Raw genomic sequence first — 18,469 nt, 5'->3', positions numbered from 1 at the left:
GCAGTAATAGCGAGATTCTAGAGACTGTCGCCGCGCTTGGTCAGTTAATCATCCGGCAGGTGCTCATTTAATGCCGCCAGAATGCCTTAGTGACCAGCACCAGTACGGTCAGAATTTCCAAGCGGCCCAGCAGCATGCCAATAGTTAACAGCCATTTGGCGGCATCTGGCAGGCTGGAGAAGTTGCCAGCAGGGCCAATGATCGGGCCCAAGCCAGGACCCACGTTGCACACCGCCGTCGCGGCCCCGGTGAGTGCGGTTACCCAATCCAGGCCGAGTAAGGTCAGGCCCAGGGCAATCACGCCAATGGTGATGGTGAAGAAAAATGAAAAGGTGATCAGCGAGCGGACAATCTCTTCATCGAGGTTGTGGTTGTTGTATTGCTGCTTGATCACCGCGCGCGGATGCACCAGCTGTTGCAAGTTGGCCCTGAGCAATACGTAGGCCACCTGAAAGCGGAAGATCTTCAGCCCGCCGGAGGTGGAGCCCGAACAGCCACCAACAAAGGTCAGGTAGAAGAACAGCAGCACGGCGAAGCTGCCCCAGGTGGTGTAATCGCCCAGGGCGAAGCCGGTGGTGGTGACCACTGAGGTGACATTCACCGCGACAATCCGGAAAGCATCCCACCAGCTGTTGTCTGAGTGCAGCCACAGCCAGGTGCCGAAAACCAGCCAGGTGGCCAGCAGGAAACCGAGAAAGCCTCGTACCTGGTGGTCTTTAAACAGCGCTTTACGGTTGCCGCGCAACGTCGCGACATACAGGGTAAAGGGCAGTCCGCCGCAAATCATCAGCAGCACCGCCACCCAGTGCACGGCGGGTTGGCTCCAGTTGGCCAGCGATGAGTCTGAAGTCGAATAGCCGCCAGTGGAAATGGAGGCCATCGCGTGGTTGATCGCATCAAACGGCGTCATGCCGGCCAGCCAGAAGCCAATGAAGCCGCCGAGGGTCAGCGTCAGGTAGATAAACAGGATGTACTTGGCGGCCATGTGCGAGCGCGGCATGACCTTTTCGCCCCAGTCCGATGACTCGGTCTGGAACAGGCGCATACCACCGACCCGCAAGAGCGGCAGAATGGCCACGGCCATGCCGATAAAGCCGATGCCGCCCAGCCACTGCAGCATCGAGCGCCAAATCAGCAGCCCAGGTGAGGCGTGATCCAGGCCCGAGAGCACCGTCGAACCCGTAGTGGTAACGCCGGACATGGTCTCGAAGAAGGCATCGGTGTAGCTGATGTGGTGGATCAGCACCATCGGCAGGGCGGCAAAGATGCACACCACCAGCCAGCTGCCAGTGGTCAGCAGGTACATGTCACGCGGGCGCAGCTGCGCATCCTTGGGCCGGCCCGGAATGACCATGGCAATGCCCGCCGCAGCCGTGACCAGGCTGGACCAGAGAAAGGCGCTGAGGTCATCGGAGCGCGAATACAGCAGCAGCGTCAGCATCGGGATCAGCATGCTGGCCGCTAGGGTGATCAGGAATATGCCGAGGATAAAAGCAATGATGCGCAGTGTCGGCAATGACATGGGGTCGGCTCGGTAACTGGGGGCAAAGGGGCGCTATTCTACGCGCGCTGTGGCGGCTGTACAGCGCTTGCATTAGGCGCTTTACAAGCGCTTGGCGCAGCATAGAATAGCCGCCCGGTGCCGGCCCTCTGCCGGTTTCTGAGTCCTCAAAATCATGTCTGATAGCAATCCTTGCTTGAGCTGTGGCGCGTGCTGCGCGCACTTTCGTGTGTCTTTTTTCTGGGGTGAGTGCCAGTCGGCCGGTGGTCTGATGCCGGACGATCAGGTGGTGTTGATCACCCCCAGCGTGTTGCCATGCGCGGCACGGACAGTAAACCGACGCGTTGTAATGCCTTGATGGGGGATGTCGGCCAGGGCGTGCGCTGCACGCTCTACAAAGAGCGCTCCAGCACCTGCCGTGAATTCGAGGCCTCCTGGGTTAACGGCGAGCACAACCCGCAGTGTGATGCGGCGCGCAGTGCGCACGGATTGCCGCCGTTGATGCCACCGGTATCGCCCAGTGTTTCGCCTGAGCGGGTGGCCTAGAACCTGCTCATGGGATTGCCCGCGCGTGCTCCGCAGGCACTAGAATGGCCAATTGATTGAATTGCCGAGGTGACTGATGGACGCTCTTGATGCGTTGCTAAACCGTGTTTCTGCGCCGCGCTTGGTGGCGCCGGCACCCGATGCCGCGCAGCGCGAACTGTTGTTTCGCGCGGCTTTACGTGCGCCTGATCATGGTCAGTTGCGCCCCTGGCGTTTTCTGACGGTTGAGGGGGAAGCGCTGACGCAGCTGGGTGAACTGTTTGCCGGTGCATTACCAGCCGATGCCAGCCCGGAGGCGGTGAGCAAAGCCCGCGCGATGCCGTTACGTGCGCCGTTGCTGGTGTTGGTGATTGCCCGCGTGCAGGCCGATTCCAAAGTCCCTGCCCAGGAGCAGGTGCTGGCCGCCGGCTGCGCCGCCCACAGCATTTTATTGGCGGCTCACGCTCAGGGGATCGGTGCGGTCTGGCGCACGGGTGATATGGCCTACAGCCCACACGTTACTGCCGGTTTGGGCCTGGGTGCAGATGAGCAGCTGATTGCCTACCTCTACCTGGGCACGCCTGCGCGCGAATTGCGCGCGGTGCCGGCGGTACAGGTGAGTGATTTTGTCAGCACTTGGCCGGCGTCTGATTCGGCGGAGTAAGCGGCACGCGCAGGGTGGCGACAAAGCCACCTTGTGCATGGTTACTCAGTTCCAGCTGGCCTCCATGGCGCTCGGTCGCACGCCGGGCGATGGCCAGCCCCAGGCCATGACCACTGCTGGTTTGCCCCGGGGCGCGGTAAAAGGGTTCGCCAAGGCGCGCCAACTGCTCAGGAGGTACGCCGGGGCCATGGTCGCGCACGCTCAGGCATAGTTGCTCGGCGTTTTTGCTGGCCGTCAGCTCGATGGCTTGCCCGGCAGGATTGAAGCGCAAGGCATTGCGCAGCAGGTTGTCCAGCGCGCGTTGCAGCATATCCGTCCAGCCGTTGAGCTGCAGGCCGGGCTCCAGCTGAATATTGATCTGTTGCTGCGGTGCGTCTAGGCGCGCCTCTTCGCGCAGGGTGTTTAGCAGCTCCGCGAGGTCGATTGGCTGCGCTGCGCCCGGTTCCGCATCGAGGCGGGCGAGGGCGAGGATTTCACTGATCAGTGCTTCCAGGCGGTCGCATTCCTGACTCAGGCGTGGCCAGTATTTCTCTCGCTCGACGGCATCTGCACGCTCGGTCAAGGCCAGCGCTATACGCAGGCGTGCCAGTGGTGAGCGCAGTTCGTGGGACACATCGCGCAGCAATTGGCGTTGGCTGCTGATCAAGCCTTGCACGCGTTCGCCCATGCGGTTGAAGTCAGCCGCCAGCACGCCGAGTTCATCGCGTCGCTCGGCCAGTTTGGCCAGGCTGCTCTGTTGATAAGCGGTTTGTCCCAGATCGTGAACGGCGCCGCGCAGGCGATTCAACGGGCGGGTGATCGACAGGGTGAGCCAGAGGCTAAACAGCGTCAGTACCAGCATGGCAATCGCCAGCGCACTGAGCGGCCAGAGCAAGCTGTCGCGTTGCCAGGCCGCAACTTCGGGGATCGGAATGCGGTAGATAAACAGGTAGGTTTCGCCACTGCTCGGGCTGGTGTAGTCGACACTCAGGCGGCGCCAGGGTAGGCGCTTCTCATTGCGGTGGCGCGCTTCAAAGGCGGCAGCGCGGGCCGGGAAGGTGCCTTTAACCACCGGCTGGCCGCTGTTATCAAGCACCTGTACATCGATGCGAAAGCTGCGCTTACGCTGTTCCAGCAGGGCTTGGGCGGCAGCTGGGCCTTGTTCTTCGTAGCGTTGGGTCCAGGTCTCGGCGAGGTCATCCATGCCGGGGTGCTGGCTGAGCAGCCATGCATCCTGGTTGAGCATGCGCCCAAGCAGCATGGACAACCCGGCAACCAGGGCAATGGCCAGCCAAAAGCTGGCAAAGATGCGCCAGAACAGTGATCGCACGGTAGCTCCTTGGGTAACAGAAACGCCCATCAAGGCTTGTGGCCTGATGGGCGCAGATCTAGGGGATGCGTTTAGCTTTTGTTCGCCTGCTCAGCTTGCCAGGCCTTGAAGGCTTTATGCTCGGCGCGGCGTTCTTGCATGTTTTTCTGGTGTTCGTCGAAGGCCTTCTGCTGCTCAGGCTTGAGCAGCGCGCGGATGGCGTTGTGTTGTTCATCCTTGGCTGCTTGCAGTTCAGCCTGCATGGCTTTTTGCTCTGCGGCTGGGAGTTTCTCCAGGTAGCGTTGGGTGATCGCGTGGCGGCCTTTCATCTGCTCGCCCATCAATTTACGGATTTCGCGGTGTTGCTCTTTGCTCAAATCGAGCTCTTTGAACATGCGGGCGCCGTGCTCGCCACCGTTATGCCGTGGGCCGCTTTCAGGCATGGCCATCGCCAGGGTTGGCAGGGTCATGGCGAGCAGTACTGCAGTCAGGGTCTTGCGCATGGTGTGTCTCCTTGTCTGAAACCGGTCGATGCCGGATGAGCCCAGTTTAGGGCGTTCAAGGTCAAGGGCCGTCAGGGCAAGGTAAAGCTTAGGTAAAGGACACGGCGCAGCTGATTGACTTAAATCTGTTCGGGGTTTGCGAGCCCGTGCAGCTAAGGCCAAGCAGGGCCAGGCGCAGTAGGCGTTGAGCAGCTTTCAAACGTTGTAGTAATAGCCGCGGCTGCGCAGCGCCAGAATGCGTTGGCGGCCATCGGCATGCGGGCCGAGTTTTTTGCGCAGGTTGCTGACGTGCATGTCCAGGCTGCGGTCATACAGGGTCAGTTTGCGACCGAGGGCCAGTTGCGCCAGCGCTTGTTTATCCACCGGCTCGCCGGGGTGTTGCAGCAGAGCTTCGAGAATGCGGCTTTCCGAGAGGGTCAGCGTGACCTCCTGCTCGCCTAGCGTCACCGTGCCGCGGGCCTGGCTGTAATGTAAATCGCCGAGGTCGAGCGGATTACCGGGCGTGGCCGCTAGGCTGCGGCGCAATACCGCGCGCAAACGTGCGGTGAGTTCGCGTGGGTCGCAGGGCTTGGCCAGGTAGTCGTCGGCACCCAATTCCAGGCCGAGGATCCGGTCCAGTGGTTCGCCCCGGGCCGATAGCATCAGCACCGGCAGGTCCGGGTGGTCGCTGCGTAATTGCTTGAGCAGTTCCAGGCCGCTGCCGTCGGGCAGCATTACATCCAGCACCACGGCATCCGGGTTGTGCGTGGCAAGGGCGTTGCGGGCGCTATTGCCGTCATGGCAGGCGCTGACCTGAAAGCCTTCCTGGGTCAGCCAGCTGGTTAGCAGTTCGCAGAGTTGGACATCGTCGTCGATAAGCAGCAGGTCATTCATGGCTCAGTTGAGCCACTCGCGGCGTGCGCGGCGTGCGCGGCGTCCACCGCGTAACAAAGCGCCGATCAGTACCCCCAGCAACCCCGCCCCAGCACCCGTGGCAAACCACATTTGCTGTTCGCTGATCAGCGGCTTCGGGGCGCTGGCCTGGTTTTTTTTCAGTTCGAGTTTGAGGCGCTGGTTGTCCTGGCGCAGGCGCTGCAGTTGCACTGTTTCATGTTCGTTGCTGGCGCTTTGCAGCTCCGCGTTAAGGGCTTGGCGTTGTTCTTCGCTGATGGCCAGGCGCTGTTCCAAATCGTCGATTTGCGCCTGCGCCGAGGTGGCTTCAGCCAATGGCTGCGGCGGGCTTTCTTCGGCCTGAGTAACGGCCGGCAAGCACAGGGTCAAGAGTAGAAACAGCGGGCCTGGACGCATCGGAACTCCTCGCGTGTCATTGTTGTTATGGGCTGTTCAGCGCAACGATGGCTTTAAGGCAAAACCAGCTTGAAAGGTTTGACCAGGACAGAGGCATACACCCCGGCGGCGCGGTAAGGGTCGGCGTCGGCCCACTGTTGCGCGGCCAGCAGCGATTCAAACTCTGCGACGACCAGGCTGCCGGAAAAGCCTGCTGGGCCTGGGTCATTGCTGTCGACGGCTGGGTGCGGGCCGGCGAGGATCAAGCGGCCTTCAGTTTTCAGCTGCTCCAGGCGAGCAAGGTGCGCCGGGCGAGCATTCAGGCGGTTTTCCAGAGAGTTTTCCACATCGGTGGCAATGATTGCGTAGAGCATCTTGATCCTTAATAGAAGTCGTTAGCGGTGGCCGCAGCCGTGAGAGAAAAACAGTCTGTTCAGGCAATGTCGAGGAAATAGTGGCGCAAGCCAGCAAGAATCCACATCTGCCGGCATAATAACAAACATAAATGACTCGGAAAGCGCCCCTTATGGAAGTTGATTTGCATTGCCATAGCACCGCATCAGACGGCGCACTTGCGCCGGCTGCGGTGGTGGCGCGGGCGTTTGAGCGTGGTGTGCGGGTGCTGGCGTTAACCGACCACGACACCCTGGATGGCCTCGATGAAGCCGGCGTGGCGGCGCAAGCCTTGGGCATGCAGCTGGTCAACGGCATCGAGTTGTCCTGTCTTTGGGGTGGCGCGACCATCCATGTGTTGGGTTATGCCTTCAACCGTGAAGCGCCGGCTTTGCAGCAGGCGATTGCCGAGTTGCATGAGGGGCGCTGGTTGCGCGCGGCGGAAATCTCCAAGCGTTTGGACGCTAAAGGCATGCCAGGTGCGCTGGACGGCGCGCGGGCCATTCAGCAGGAATTGGGCGACAGTGGTAATGCCCCGGCGCGTCCGCATTTCGCCGATTTTCTGGTGCGCGGCGGTTATGTCAAAGACCGTGCTGAGGCGTTTCGCAAATGGCTGGGCTCGGGCAAGCTGGGTGATGTCAAACAGCATTGGCCGGAGCTGGCGCAGACGGTCGACACCCTGCGCCGTGCGGGTGCCTGGGTCAGCCTGGCGCATCCCTGGCAGTACGACTTTACTCGCAGTAAGCGCCGCAAGTTGATTGCCGATTTTGTCGGTGCTGGCGGGCATTCGTTGGAAGTGGTCAACGGTATGCAGCCGGCCGACCAGGTAGGCAGCCTGGCAATTCTGGCGCGCGAGTTCGGTATGTTTGTCACGGCGGGCAGTGATTTTCACGCGCCAGGCCAGTGGTCTGAGTTGGGGGTTTATCGCCCAGTTCCCGAGGATCTACCGCCCCTGTGGGCACGGTTTAAGCATGTCCAGCAGCCTACTGCAATCTGATCAGGATTCGAGAGTGAGCCAATTCTTCCAGATTCATCCGGAAAACCCGCAAGCGCGTCTGATCAAACAGGCCGTGGAGATTATCCGCAACGGTGGGGTGGTGATCTATCCGACCGACTCATCCTATGCCGTGGGTTGCCATATTGGTGACAAGACGGCTATCGAGCGTATCCGCCGCATGCGCCAGCTGGATGACAAGCACAACTTCACCTTGGTGTGCCGTGATCTGTCAGAGCTGAGCACCTTTGCCAAAGTGGATACTGCGGCGTTCCGTTTGCTCAAGGCCCATACCCCCGGGCCTTACACCTTTATCCTCAACGCCACCCGCGAAGTGCCACGCATGTTGTTGCATGCCAAGCGCCGTACCATTGGCCTGCGGGTACCCAGCCATCCGATTGCCATGGCGCTACTGGAAGAACTCAACGAGCCGTTGATGAGTGTGAGTTTGATCCTGCCGGGTGAAACAGTGCCGATGAGCGACCCTTACGAAATGCGCCAGACCCTTGAGCGCCAGGTTGATCTGATCATCGATGGCGGTTTCGGTGGGCTTGAGGCCTCCACTGTGGTCAGCCTGCTCGAGGATGAGCCTGAAGTGTTTCGGGTGGGCTGCGGTGATCCGTCGCCTTTTACGGATGATCTTTGAGCCCGCCTCTATATAATCGAGCTCCTTCGTTTTTACAGGTAATCCGTTTTGAGTCTTGCTGACGCCGAACGTCGCGTGTTCTCTGGCATGCGCCCGAGTGGTTTGTTGCACCTGGGGCACTATCAGGGGGTGCTGAAGAACTGGATCAAGCTGCAACACAGCTATGAATGCTTCTTCTGCATTGTTGACCTGCATGCATTGACCACTGATTACGATGATGTCGGCCCCTTGTCCCAGCGGGTCATGGACATGGCTGTGGACTGGCTGGCTGCCGGCGTGAGCCCCAGTTCCGCGACGTTGTTTATTCAGTCGCAAGTCCCCGAACATGCCGAGCTGCACCTGCTGCTGTCGATGATTTGCCCGCTCAGCTGGCTGGAGCGCGTGCCGTCCTACAAAGAGCAGCAAGAACAGCTGCACGGCAAGGACCTCAGCACCTTCGGCTTTCTCGGCTATCCCTTGCTGCAAGCGGCCGACATTCTGCTGTACCGCGCCGGTGTGGTGCCGGTGGGTAGCGATCAGCTGGCGCATATCGAATTTGCCCGTGATGTGGCGCGGCGCTTCAACCATTTGTATGGCCGTGAGCAGGGCTTTGAGGAAAAGGCCGAAGCCGCGATTATCAAACTCGGCAAGAAGACTGCCAAGCTCTACAACAGCCTGCGCAAGGCTTATCAGGAGCAAGGTGATGGTGAGGCGCTGGAAACCGCCCGCGCCCTACTCAAAGATCAGCAAAGCATTACCCTGGGTGATAAAGAACGCCTGTATGGCTACCTGGAAGGCGGCGGCAAGATTCTTCTGGCTGAACCGCAGGCTTTGCTGGGGGAGTCGCCCAAGTTGCTCGGGCTGGATGGCAGCAAAATGTCCAAGTCCAACAACAATGCGATCTTCCTGCGCGACACCGCGCCGGCGATCGAGGAAAAAATCCGCCGCATGCCGACCGATCCGGCGCGGGTGCACCGTGATGATCCCGGCAACCCGGCCCACTGTCCGGTGTGGTCGTTGCACCAGCTCTATTCCAATACGCCAACCTGCGAATGGGTCCAGCAGGGCTGCCGCAGCGCCGGTATCGGTTGCCTGGAATGTAAAGCGCCTTTGATTGAAGCGGTGCAGCTTGAGTTGCAGCCGTTGCAGGCACGGGCGGCCGACTACCAGGACAGCCCTGATCTGGTTCGGCAGATTCTTGCCGATGGCGCCGAACGTGCACGTTCAGAAGCACGGGAAACCCTTAGCGAAGTCCGCCTGGCCCTTGGCCTGAATTACCGCTGAACCTACTGTCGAGAATGACCATGTCCAGCGTGCCGCCCGAGGAACACCCCGATAGCCAGGCCAATGCCCAGCAGGAGCTGCCATTCGCCTTGGTGTATGGCCAGGCGGTCACCGAAATGCCGCTGGATTTATACATTCCGCCGGATGCCCTGGAGGTGTTTCTCGAAGCCTTCGAGGGCCCGTTGGACCTGCTGCTGTACCTGATCCGCAAGCAGAACATCGACGTGCTGGATATCCCCGTGGCGGAAATTACCCGCCAGTACATGGGGTATGTCGAGTTGATGCAGTCGGTGCGTCTGGAGCTGGCCGCTGAGTACTTGGTGATGGCCGCCATGCTCGCCGAGATCAAGTCGCGCATGCTGTTGCCGCGCTCCAGCGAAGTGGAAGCCGAAGAAGACGATCCGCGTGCCGAGTTGATCCGGCGTTTGCAGGAATACGAGCGTTACAAGGCGGCGGCAGAAGGTATCGACGGGCTTAGCCGGGTTGGCCGTGACCTTACCGTGCCACGCCTGGATGCGCCCGAAGCGCGGGCACGCAAGTTGTTGCCGGATGTCAGCCTGGAAGAGGTGCTGCTGTCGATGGCAGAGGTTTTGCGCCGCGCTGACATGTTTGAAAGTCATCAAATCACCCGTGAAACGCTGTCGACCCGCGAGCGCATGAGTGATGTGCTTGAACGGCTTAAAGGTGGCGCTTTCGTGCCATTTGTCAGCCTGTTTAGTGCTGAAGAGGGCAAGCTCGGCGTGGTGGTGACCTTTATGGCCGTGCTGGAGTTGATCAAGGAATCCCTGGTCGAACTGGTGCAAAACGAGGCTTTTGGGCCAATCCATGTGCGCGCACGGGCGGAATAAGCATGAACCTTAATGAACCGCGTGAACTGGCCAGCCTGCTTGAAGCCTTTCTCTTGGCGTCCGGCAAACCGCAATCCTTGGAGCGTTTGTTCGAGTTGTTTGAAGAAGCCGAGCGGCCGCAACCGAGCGTATTCAAGAAGGCCTTGGCGCACCTGGGGAAATCCTGTGAGGGGCGGGCTTTTGAGCTGGTTGAAGTGGCGACGGGTTATCGCCTGCAAGTGCGCGAGAAGTACGCGCCTTGGGTCGGCCGCCTGTGGGAAGAACGACCGCAGCGTTACTCGCGTGCCATGCTCGAAACCCTGGCGCTGATTGCCTATCGCCAGCCGATCACCCGCGGCGAGATCGAAGACGTACGCGGCGTGGCGGTCAACAGCCATATCGTCAAAACCTTGTTGGAGCGCGAGTGGATCCGTGTGGTGGGCCACCGCGATGTGCCGGGTAAACCGGCGATGTTCGCCACCACCAAGACTTTTCTCGATCACTTCAACCTGAAAAGCCTCGACGAACTACCGCCACTGGCCGCCTTGCGTGAGCTGGAGCCTGAGCCCGTGCTGGCCTTTGAGGATGACCCCGAGGCCCCGCAAAGCCTGCAGGCGCGCGCCGATTTGGCCTTGGATGATGAGCCGGCAGTGGCAGCAGGCGAGGAAACCAGCTTCAGCAGCCTGCTGGCTGAACTCGACTCGATGGAACAGGGGCTGAAGACCGACTTCGACGATTTAGCCGAGCAGGACGATGAGCATGAAGAGGCTGATGAATCCCACGAAACCCTGGATAAAGAACAGTTACCTGACTGAGGTCTGCGGGGTGACTGGCGCATTGCTGGCGGTATTGATCCGGTGAAAGATCCCTGCATCAAGCTATGTAAGTTCGAGCGTGATACCTGCCGTGGTTGCGGGCGCACTAAGGCCGAGATCAAAGCGTGGAAGAAACTCGGCAAAGTGGCCCAGCGTGCTGTTTTGGCTGAGGCCGATCTGCGCTTGCTGAGCTTGGCCGCCGTGGGGCGGAAGAAACGCTGACGGCCACCGATCAGATCGCGCACCTCAACCCGTGCGTAAGCGCCGCGTTTCGCGTATGCTCCGCGCCCCTTCGACGAATAGGCCCAGCCTAGATCGTCCGAATCACTAGCGATAACACCGGGAGGTGCCCAGATGAGTGAAATCGAAGAATACAGCCCCGCAGGCGAAAAACTACAGAAAGTCATGGCGCGTATGGGCCTGGCTTCACGCCGCGAAATCGAAGCCTGGATCAGTGCTGGCCGCGTTAAGGTCAATGGCGCTGTCGCCAGCCTCGGCGTGCGTGTCGACCTGCACGACGCTATTGCCGTCGATGGCAAAGTGATCCGCCGCGAAGAAGCCGCCGAAAGCGTGCGCCGCGTGATCATCTACAACAAACCCGAAGGCGAGATCTGCACCCGTGACGACCCAGAAGGCCGTCCGACCGTGTTTGACCGTCTGCCACGGCCGAAAGATGGCCGCTGGATCAACATCGGTCGTCTCGACATCAACACCACCGGTTTGCTGATGTTCACCACCGATGGTGAGCTGGCTAACCGCTTGATGCACCCGTCTTATCAGATGGACCGCGAGTACGCCGTGCGCGTGCGTGGCGAAGTCGATGAAGAGATGATCGAGCGCCTGAAAGCTGGCGTGATGCTCGAAGATGGCCCGGCCAAGTTCACCGACATCAAAGAAGCCCCGGGTGGCGAAGGTTTCAACCACTGGTACCACTGCGTGGTAATGGAAGGTCGCAACCGTGAAGTGCGCCGGCTGTGGGAATCCCAGGGTCTGGTGGTCAGCCGTCTGAAGCGCGTGCGTTTCGGGCCGGTATTTATCACGTCGGACCTGACCATGGGCCGCTGGCGTGAAATGGGCCAGCGCGAAGTGGATATCCTCAGTGAAGAAGTCGGCCTCAAGTCGGTGGCTTTGCCGGATATGAAGGAAAAAGCCCGCGACAAGATCGACCGTCTGCAGCGTAAATCGGCCAAGCCGGTTGGGCGTGCCGCGCGTCCGGAGCGGACTCTGCGTCCAGCCCATGGCGGCGGCCCTGCAGCGGGCAGTGATCAGGGTCGTTCGCGCCCTGCGCGTGGCGAAGGTGCTGAGCGTGGCGAGCGTCCGGCGCGCACCCCGCGTGCACCGCGTGATGATCAAAGCAAAGGCACGCCGGTTGCCGAGCGCCCGCGTGACGTCAACAAGAAGTATTCGGGTAAGCCCGGTGGTGCGCAGCGTCCAGGTGTTGAGTTGGCCGATCGTCCGGCGCGCAAGCCCGCTGGCGCGCCGGTTAAGCGTCGCAGCCAGCCGACCCGTGAAGGTCAGCGCCCAGGCTTCGGTCGTGGTCCAAAGCCGGAGTAATTCGCGCGAGCGGATATGAAAAAGGCGACCTTCGGGTCGCCTTTTTTTATGGCCTGCCAGCCATGGTGTTCATCTGATGCGTCGTCGCTGGGCGGCGTTAGGCATGTTTCCCGCCATTTTCTGGTCGTTGCGTTTAACCGGCCATCGACAGGCGGTTGCGGCCATCGCGCTTGGAAACAAACAGTGCGTTGTCGGCGCGGCGCAGCAGGCTGTCCATCGACTCGCCTGGCAGCAGGGTGGCGCAGCCGAGGCTGACTGACAGCTCGATGGCTTGGTTCTCGACCAAGTACTGGATGCCCATTACGGCCATGCGCAGGCGCTCGCCGACCATTGAGGCCGCTTCGCGGCTGGTGCTGGAGAGCAGCACCATAAATTCTTCACCGCCGTAGCGGAACACCATGTCGACATTGCGCAGGCTGTCTTTCAGGGCGTTGGCCACGGCTTTGAGTGCCTGGTCGCCGACGATGTGTCCGTGGTCATCGTTAACGCGCTTGAAGTGATCGATGTCGACCATTAGCACCGACAAGGGCTGCAACGTGCGACGGGCAATGTCCACTTCGCGCTTAAGTGTCTGTTCCATGGCGATGCGGTTGCCGGTTTCGGTCAGCGGGTCGCGCAATGCGCTTTGCAGGGCGGCGCGGTAGAGCAAGGCGTTGCGCAGCGGAAACAGCAGGCTGGCGAGCAGTGATTCGAGCTGGCCCAGCTCATCTTCACTGAAGCGCTGGTTGCGCCGGAAGGTCAGCTCGCCGAGGTACTCGCCTTCATGATTCAGGCGGTAGCCGGCCGAGTGGTTGGCACGTTCGCCCAAGTCTAGGCGCAGGTCGCAGGACGCCAGCTGGTAGCTCAGGGCGCCAAGGGGCACCAGGCGCTGCACCTCACTGAAGAACAGTTCGAGAATACGCTCGACTTCCAGGGAGGTTTGCAGGCGCAGGCTTAATTGCTGGCGTAGTTGCGCCAGACTAACCGGCTTGAGGGTTTTCTGCAGGCGAGTGGCGTAGCCAAGACGCTGTAATTTGGCAGCATCGAAATCGATGGTGTTGGACTGATTGTGCGGGGCCATGAAGCTCTACCTCTAGCGCTGTTCGCGACGACTAGTGGCTGTAGAGCGAATTCCGTGCCAATCCCATATTTTTAATAAAAGGGCTTTTATTTCAGTGGGTTATTGGTTGCTTGTGGCGGGGTGCGGCAAGGGTTTGCCGGTTAACTGACGAGGCTGATGGCAATTTGCTGCCAGTTAAATGGCCGCCCGCCGGAAAACCGGCGGGCGGTGCTAGGGGTTATTGCGCGTCAAAGGCCTGGCCATTGACGCCCGTGCTGTCTGGCCCATCAGGTACAAATAGACCGGCATGATCGCTTCGGGCAGCGGGTTGTTTGCCGGGTTTTCCGCCGGGTAGGCCTGGGCCCGCATATTGGTGCGGGTGGCGCCGGGATTAATGCTGTTGGCGCGCACGTGGCTGACGCCATCGACCTCATCGGCCAGTACCTGCATCAAGCCCTCGGTGGCGAACTTCGACACGGCGTATGCACCCCAATAAGCGCGGCCTTTGCGCCCGACACTGCTGGAGGTGAATGCCACCGAGGCGTCCTGCGAAAGTTTTAGCAATGGCAGCAGGGTGCTGGTGAGCATAAACATGGCGTTGACGTTGACCTGCATAACGCGCATGAAGTTATCGCCGGAGAGCTGCTCCAGCGGCGTGCGCGGGCCGATGATCGAGGCGTTGTGCAGCAGGCCGTCGAGCTTGCCGAATTCCGCTTCGATCATCGCGGCCAGTTCGTCGTATTGGTGCGGCAGGGCGGTTTCCAGGTTAAACGGGATCACCGCAGCCTGAGGGTGGCCGGCGGCTTCGATGGCGTCGTAGACCTGGCTGAGGTTTGCTTCGGTTTTGCCCAGCAGCAGCACCGTTGCGCCGTGTGCGGCAAAGGTTTTGGCGGCGGTAGCGCCAACGCCACGGCCAGCGCCGGTCACTAGAATCACACGGCCCTTGAGCAGGTCGGGGCGGGCGGAGTAGTCAAACATCAATAAAACCTCATTTCTTTAGGAGCGGGCGGCTTCAGCGCGCGCCCAGCGAGCAGTCTTCAGCAGCTGCACAGTGCTCGGTCGAGTACGGCGCGCAATTCCAGCGGATGATCAACCACCACATCGGCGCCCCAGTTGCGGGGGTTGTCCTGCGGGTGGATATAGCCGTAGGTCACGGCGGCGGTCTTGCAGCCTGCAGCGCGACCGGCTTCGATGTCGCGTTCGTCGTCACCGACAAACAGGGTGGCGGCCGGTTCTACGCCCATTTGGGCGCAGGCCAGCAGGATCATCTCCGGGTCGGGCTTGCTGCGGCTGACGTGGTCCGGGCAAACCAGTGCTGCTGAGCGCAGCGCCAGACCCAGTTGCTGCATGATCGGTTCTGCGTAGCACACCGGTTTGTTGGTGGCCACGCCCCAGACCAGCTTGGCCTGTTCGATATCATTAAGCAGTTCAGCCATGCCCTCGAAAGGCTGGGTCAGGACCGCGCAATGCTCTTGGTAGCGCTCGAGAAACTCCAGGCGTAGCGCCTCAAAGCCTTCGGCCTCTGGGTCCATGGCGAAGTTGGCGGCCACCATGGCGCGCGCACCGCCGGAGATCTGGTCGCGAATCAGCTTGTCGGCAATCGCGGGTAGGCCACGCTCGCTGCGCATGGCCTGACAGATGGCAATAAAGTCCGGAGCGCTGTCGAGTAGGGTGCCGTCCATGTCAAATAGAACTGCTCGTAAACGCATGCCTATCATTCCTCGCGCAGGGTCTGGATCATGTAGTTGACGTCAACGTCGGCTTCCAGCTTGTAGCGTTTGGTCAGCGGGTTGTAGGTCAGGCCGATGATGTCTTTAACCTGCAGGCCTGCGTCACGGCTCCAGGCGCCCAGTTCGGAGGGGCGGATAAACTTCTTGAAGTCGTGGGTGCCGCGCGGCAGCAACTTCATGATGTATTCGGCGCCGATGATGGCGAACAGGTATGCCTTGGGGTTGCGGTTGATGGTGGAGAAGAACACCTGGCCGCCGGGTTTAACCATGTGGTAGCAGGCGCGGATCACCGAAGCCGGGTCAGGCACATGCTCAAGCATTTCCAGGCAGGTGACCACGTCGAACTGCTCGGGCATCTCGATGGCCAGGGCTTCGGCGGTGATCTGCCGGTACTCAACGCTGACGCCGGATTCCAGCTGGTGCAATTGGGCCACGGCCAGGGGGGCTTCACCCATGTCGATGCCGGTGACGGTCGCACCGCGTTGGGCCATGGATTCGCTGAGGATGCCGCCCCCGCAGCCGACATCCAACACCTTCTTGCCGGCTAGGCTGACGCGCTCGTCGATCCAGTTGACGCGCAGCGGGTTGATGTCATGCAGCGGTTTGAATTCGCTCTCGCGGTCCCACCAGCGGTGGGCAAGGGCTTCGAATTTGGCGATTTCGGCGTGGTCGACGTTGCTCATATAAATCCCTACAAATCAGGCTGCGGCGAGAGTGGGAGCGCAAGGTGCTCATGGTGCCAGTTTCGCCGGGTGGAGTGGCTGCCACTTGGGCGGCCAATGTATGTCAGTTTGTCGCAGTGTGGGCTGTTGGTCGCGGCTAAAGCGCCTCCCGCAAGCCCTGCAGGGCCATGCTTAGCGCCCAGCGATCTTTGCGCCCCAGGCGCGGGCGTTGGCGATGATGCGTTGTTCGTCCAGACGGGTCAGTTGGCCGGCGTCCAGCAGTTGTTTGCCGCCGACCCACAGGTGCTCGACACAGGCGCGTCCGCCGGCATAGAGCAGCTGCGATACCGGGTCATAGACTGGTTGCTGGGCCATGCCGGAGAGGTCAAATGCCACCAAGTCGGCGGCCTTGCCCAGCTCCAGTGAGCCAATGTGCTCATCCAGGCCGAGGGCGCGCGCGCCGTTGAGGGTGGCCATGCGCAGCGCGCGGTGAGCGTCGAGGGCGGTGGCAGAGCCAGCGACGGCTTTGGCCAGCAGGGCGGCGGTACGGGTTTCGCCGAGTAAATCGAGATCGTTATTGCTGGCTGCGCCATCGGTGCCGATGGCGACGTTGACCCCAGCCTGCCAGAGCTTCTCCACTGGGCAAAAGCCGCTGGCTAGCTTGAGATTAGATTCCGGGCAATGGATCACGCTGGTATTGCTTTGCACCAGCAAGGCCAGGTCATCATCGTCGATCTGGGTCATGTGCACGGCCTGAAAGCGCGGGCCGAGCAGCCCTAGGCGAGCCAGGCGGGCCAGTGGGCGTTCGCCGCGTTGTTCCAGACTCTGCTGAACTTCAAAAGCGGTTTCGTGCACGTGCATGTGGATGCCGGCGTCCAACTCGGCAGCCAGCATGCAGATGTTTTCCAGCTTGTCGTCGCTCACGGTGTAGGGCGCGTGCGGGCCGAAGGCGACTTTAATGCGCGGATGATACTTGAGGTCGCCGTACAGGCTCAGGCCCTTACGCAGCGCCTCATCAGCGTCGCGCGCGCCGGGGATGGGGAAGTCCAGTACGGGGATGGTGATTTGTGCGCGGATGCCGCTGCTGTGCACCAGCTGGCTGGCGGTTTCCGGGAAAAAGTACATGTCAGAGAAGCAGCTGATGCCGCCCTTGAGCTGTTCGGCAATCGCCAGCTCGGTGCCGTCCTGTACGAACTGCTCGTTGACCCATTTGGCCTCTGCCGGCCAGATGTGCTGCTCCAGCCAGGTCATCAGCGGCAAATCATCGGCGAGGCCGCGGAACAGGGTCATGGCGGCGTGCCCGTGGGCGTTGACCAGGCCTGGGGTGAGCAGGCGGTCCGGCAGTTCCAGTACGCGCAGTGCGCTGTGCTTGAGTGCTTCGGCGCGTGGTGCGATCAGTGCAATGCGGCCGTCGCGAATGCCCAGGCCGTGGTTTACCAGCACGACGCCGGCAGGTTCGACCGGGACCAGCCAGGTAGGCAGGAGCAGAAGGTCGAGCGGGGCTTGGGGCATGTTGGCGCTTCCGGCAGTCAGTAGTGCTGCGAGTTTATAGGGGAACGCCTTGGGCTTGAAGCGGCTGCCGCCGATCTGGCGCGCTGTGCGTATAATGGCCGGCTTTTTTCGGTGGAGGTGTGTGATGCGCGAGCAATTGCTAGCGGCAGAGAAGGTCAAGGCCATTGAGTGGCGTGACGGTGTTCTGCATCTGCTCGATCAGCGCGCGTTGCCCTTCGAGGAAATCTGGCTCAGCTACCACTCGGCCGCGGATGTGGCTGAGGCGATCCGTAGCATGGTGGTGCGTGGCGCGCCGGCTATCGGCATCAGTGCGGCCTATGCCATTGTTCTGGCGCTGCGCACGCGCTTGCAGGCTGGGGGTGACTGGCGTGCTGCGCTGGGCGCGGACTTTCAGCTATTGGCCGACTCGCGGCCGACGGCAGTTAATCTGTTCTGGGCGCTCAAGTGCATGCGCGATCGGCTCGATCGGCTTAAAAACACGGATGATCCGCTGGCCCTGCTTGAGGCTTGCGCCGTGGGGATTCACCAGGGTGATCGCGAAGCCAACCTGACCATGGCCGAGCTGGGGGTTGATTTGATTCGCCGCCACCAGGGCAATCAGCAGAACCTACTGACCCACTGCAACGCCGGGGCGCTGGCCACCGGTGGCTTTGGTACGGCCTTGGGGGTGATTCGCGCGGCCTTCCACGATGGCTTGCTGGAGCGCGTGTATGCCGACGAAACCCGCCCCTGGCTGCAAGGCTCGCGCCTGACGGCTTGGGAGCTGGCGGCGGACGGTATTCCAGTAACGGTGAATGCCGACTCGGCCGCTGCGCACCTGATGAAGACCCGCGGTATTACCTGGGTCATCGTTGGGGCTGACCGCATCGCCGCCAATGGCGATGTGGCCAACAAGATTGGCACCTACCAGTTGGCCGTCAATGCCATGCACCACGGCGTGCGCTTTATGGTGGTGGCGCCCAGCTCGACCATCGATATGGCCACCGAGCATGGCGACGACATCGTGCTGGAAGAGCGTGATGCCAGTGAGTTGCTGGAGTTGGGTGGCAAGCGTATCGCCGGTGAAATAGACGCGCTCAATCCAGTGTTTGATGTCACTCCGGCCGACCTGATCGACTTTATCGTCACCGAAAAGGGTGTGGTTGATCGTCCGGATGCCGAAAAAATGGCGCAATTGATGTGCCGCAAGCGTCTGCATTGAGTTTTGTCCAGTGCGCGCGCACCCAGTCGCCAGGCTGGCGCTGGGGATAGGTGCGTCGCGGCGATTGTGGTAAGCTCCGGCGGTTT

At 61.1% G+C, this 18,469-nt stretch carries 19 protein-coding genes and 2 pseudogenes; 10 read left to right on the top strand and 11 right to left on the bottom strand.

What is annotated here, in order from left to right:
* Window positions 1–67: 67 nt before the first annotated feature.
* Window positions 68–1,522, bottom strand: a complete 1,455-nt coding sequence (locus ACEPAJ_RS14750) for a TrkH family potassium uptake protein (RefSeq protein WP_425915686.1) — start codon at window positions 1,520–1,522, stop codon at window positions 68–70.
* A 154-nt stretch (window positions 1,523–1,676) separates the two neighbouring features.
* Between ACEPAJ_RS14750 and ACEPAJ_RS14745 the strand changes: the two are divergent.
* Together ACEPAJ_RS14745 and ACEPAJ_RS14740 are read left to right on the top strand one after the other, a co-directional pair.
* Window positions 1,677–2,047: pseudogene (locus tag ACEPAJ_RS14745) on the top strand (YkgJ family cysteine cluster protein).
* Window positions 2,048–2,123: 76 nt separating this feature from the next.
* A complete protein-coding gene (locus tag ACEPAJ_RS14740; RefSeq protein ID WP_425915684.1) occupies window positions 2,124–2,690 on the top strand; it encodes a nitroreductase family protein in 567 nt (188 codons plus the stop codon).
* Here the strand turns inward: ACEPAJ_RS14740 and ACEPAJ_RS14735 are convergent.
* From ACEPAJ_RS14735 to ACEPAJ_RS14715, 5 genes are all read right to left on the bottom strand, one after another.
* The gene (locus ACEPAJ_RS14735; RefSeq protein WP_425915682.1) at window positions 2,656–3,999 is read right to left on the bottom strand and encodes an ATP-binding protein; all 1,344 of its coding nucleotides are present in this window, start codon (window positions 3,997–3,999) and stop codon (window positions 2,656–2,658) included. The genes ACEPAJ_RS14740 and ACEPAJ_RS14735 overlap by 35 nt on opposite strands.
* Window positions 4,000–4,070: 71 nt before the next feature.
* Window positions 4,071–4,481 carry a Spy/CpxP family protein refolding chaperone gene (locus ACEPAJ_RS14730; RefSeq protein WP_425915680.1) on the bottom strand — a complete coding sequence of 137 codons (411 nt, stop codon included), beginning with the start codon at window positions 4,479–4,481 and terminating at the stop codon, window positions 4,071–4,073.
* Between the two features lie 195 nt (window positions 4,482–4,676).
* The gene (locus ACEPAJ_RS14725; RefSeq protein ID WP_425915678.1) at window positions 4,677–5,354 is read right to left on the bottom strand and encodes a response regulator transcription factor; all 678 of its coding nucleotides are present in this window, start codon (window positions 5,352–5,354) and stop codon (window positions 4,677–4,679) included.
* Between the two features lie 3 nt (window positions 5,355–5,357).
* Window positions 5,358–5,768, bottom strand: a complete 411-nt coding sequence (locus ACEPAJ_RS14720) for a translation initiation factor 2 (protein ID WP_425915676.1) — start codon at window positions 5,766–5,768, stop codon at window positions 5,358–5,360.
* A gap of 53 nt (window positions 5,769–5,821) precedes the next feature.
* Window positions 5,822–6,121, bottom strand: coding sequence for a YciI family protein (locus ACEPAJ_RS14715; protein WP_274088339.1), 300 nt, complete (start codon window positions 6,119–6,121; stop codon window positions 5,822–5,824).
* Window positions 6,122–6,273: 152 nt separating this feature from the next.
* On the opposite strand from ACEPAJ_RS14715, the gene ACEPAJ_RS14710 reads away from it, so the two are divergent.
* From ACEPAJ_RS14710 to rluB, 7 genes are all read left to right on the top strand, one after another.
* Window positions 6,274–7,137, top strand: coding sequence for a PHP domain-containing protein (locus ACEPAJ_RS14710; RefSeq protein ID WP_425915673.1), 864 nt, complete (start codon window positions 6,274–6,276; stop codon window positions 7,135–7,137).
* A 13-nt stretch (window positions 7,138–7,150) separates the two neighbouring features.
* On the top strand, window positions 7,151–7,780 hold the full coding sequence (locus ACEPAJ_RS14705; RefSeq protein ID WP_425915671.1) for an L-threonylcarbamoyladenylate synthase: 630 nt from the start codon (window positions 7,151–7,153) through the stop codon (window positions 7,778–7,780).
* A gap of 48 nt (window positions 7,781–7,828) precedes the next feature.
* On the top strand, window positions 7,829–9,043 hold the full coding sequence (locus ACEPAJ_RS14700) for a tryptophan--tRNA ligase (RefSeq protein WP_425915669.1): 1,215 nt from the start codon (window positions 7,829–7,831) through the stop codon (window positions 9,041–9,043).
* 149 nt (window positions 9,044–9,192) lie between these two features.
* Window positions 9,193–9,891 carry a segregation and condensation protein A gene (locus ACEPAJ_RS14695; RefSeq protein WP_425918053.1) on the top strand — a complete coding sequence of 233 codons (699 nt, stop codon included), beginning with the start codon at window positions 9,193–9,195 and terminating at the stop codon, window positions 9,889–9,891.
* Between the two features lie 2 nt (window positions 9,892–9,893).
* Window positions 9,894–10,685: an SMC-Scp complex subunit ScpB gene (scpB, locus tag ACEPAJ_RS14690; protein WP_425915667.1), complete on the top strand. Its 792-nt coding sequence runs from the start codon at window positions 9,894–9,896 to the stop codon at window positions 10,683–10,685.
* Window positions 10,686–10,727: 42 nt separating this feature from the next.
* The gene (locus ACEPAJ_RS14685; protein WP_411912029.1) at window positions 10,728–10,907 is read left to right on the top strand and encodes a DUF1289 domain-containing protein; all 180 of its coding nucleotides are present in this window, start codon (window positions 10,728–10,730) and stop codon (window positions 10,905–10,907) included.
* Window positions 10,908–11,039: 132 nt separating this feature from the next.
* Window positions 11,040–12,239: a 23S rRNA pseudouridine(2605) synthase RluB gene (gene rluB, locus ACEPAJ_RS14680; RefSeq protein WP_425915665.1), complete on the top strand. Its 1,200-nt coding sequence runs from the start codon at window positions 11,040–11,042 to the stop codon at window positions 12,237–12,239.
* A 133-nt stretch (window positions 12,240–12,372) separates the two neighbouring features.
* Here rluB and ACEPAJ_RS14675 read toward each other — a convergent pair whose 3' ends face one another.
* The 5 genes and pseudogenes from ACEPAJ_RS14675 to ACEPAJ_RS14655 all read right to left on the bottom strand — a co-directional run bounded on the left by ACEPAJ_RS14675 (window position 12,373) and on the right by ACEPAJ_RS14655 (window position 17,182).
* Entirely contained in the window at window positions 12,373–13,299 is a 927-nt protein-coding gene (locus tag ACEPAJ_RS14675; RefSeq protein ID WP_425915663.1) for a GGDEF domain-containing protein, read from the bottom strand.
* Window positions 13,300–13,516: 217 nt separating this feature from the next.
* Window positions 13,517–14,256: pseudogene (locus tag ACEPAJ_RS14670) on the bottom strand (YciK family oxidoreductase).
* 59 nt (window positions 14,257–14,315) lie between these two features.
* Window positions 14,316–14,987 (bottom strand): N-acetylmuramic acid 6-phosphate phosphatase MupP, encoded by a 672-nt coding sequence (gene mupP / locus ACEPAJ_RS14665; protein ID WP_425915661.1) that lies wholly within the window; start codon window positions 14,985–14,987, stop codon window positions 14,316–14,318.
* A 5-nt stretch (window positions 14,988–14,992) separates the two neighbouring features.
* Window positions 14,993–15,691 carry a bifunctional 2-polyprenyl-6-hydroxyphenol methylase/3-demethylubiquinol 3-O-methyltransferase UbiG gene (ubiG, locus tag ACEPAJ_RS14660; RefSeq protein WP_425915659.1) on the bottom strand — a complete coding sequence of 233 codons (699 nt, stop codon included), beginning with the start codon at window positions 15,689–15,691 and terminating at the stop codon, window positions 14,993–14,995.
* Window positions 15,692–15,862: 171 nt separating this feature from the next.
* Window positions 15,863–17,182 (bottom strand): TRZ/ATZ family hydrolase, encoded by a 1,320-nt coding sequence (locus ACEPAJ_RS14655; protein WP_425915657.1) that lies wholly within the window; start codon window positions 17,180–17,182, stop codon window positions 15,863–15,865.
* 124 nt (window positions 17,183–17,306) lie between these two features.
* Between ACEPAJ_RS14655 and mtnA the strand changes: the two genes are divergently transcribed.
* The gene (gene mtnA, locus ACEPAJ_RS14650; RefSeq protein ID WP_425915655.1) at window positions 17,307–18,383 is read left to right on the top strand and encodes an S-methyl-5-thioribose-1-phosphate isomerase; all 1,077 of its coding nucleotides are present in this window, start codon (window positions 17,307–17,309) and stop codon (window positions 18,381–18,383) included.
* The last annotated feature ends 86 nt before the right edge of the window (window positions 18,384–18,469 follow it).

This window comes from Pseudomonas sp. GWSMS-1 (assembly GCF_049847425.1).
Taxonomy (GTDB): domain Bacteria; phylum Pseudomonadota; class Gammaproteobacteria; order Pseudomonadales; family Pseudomonadaceae; genus Aquipseudomonas.
This window is presented reverse-complemented; position numbering and strand designations above follow the sequence as displayed.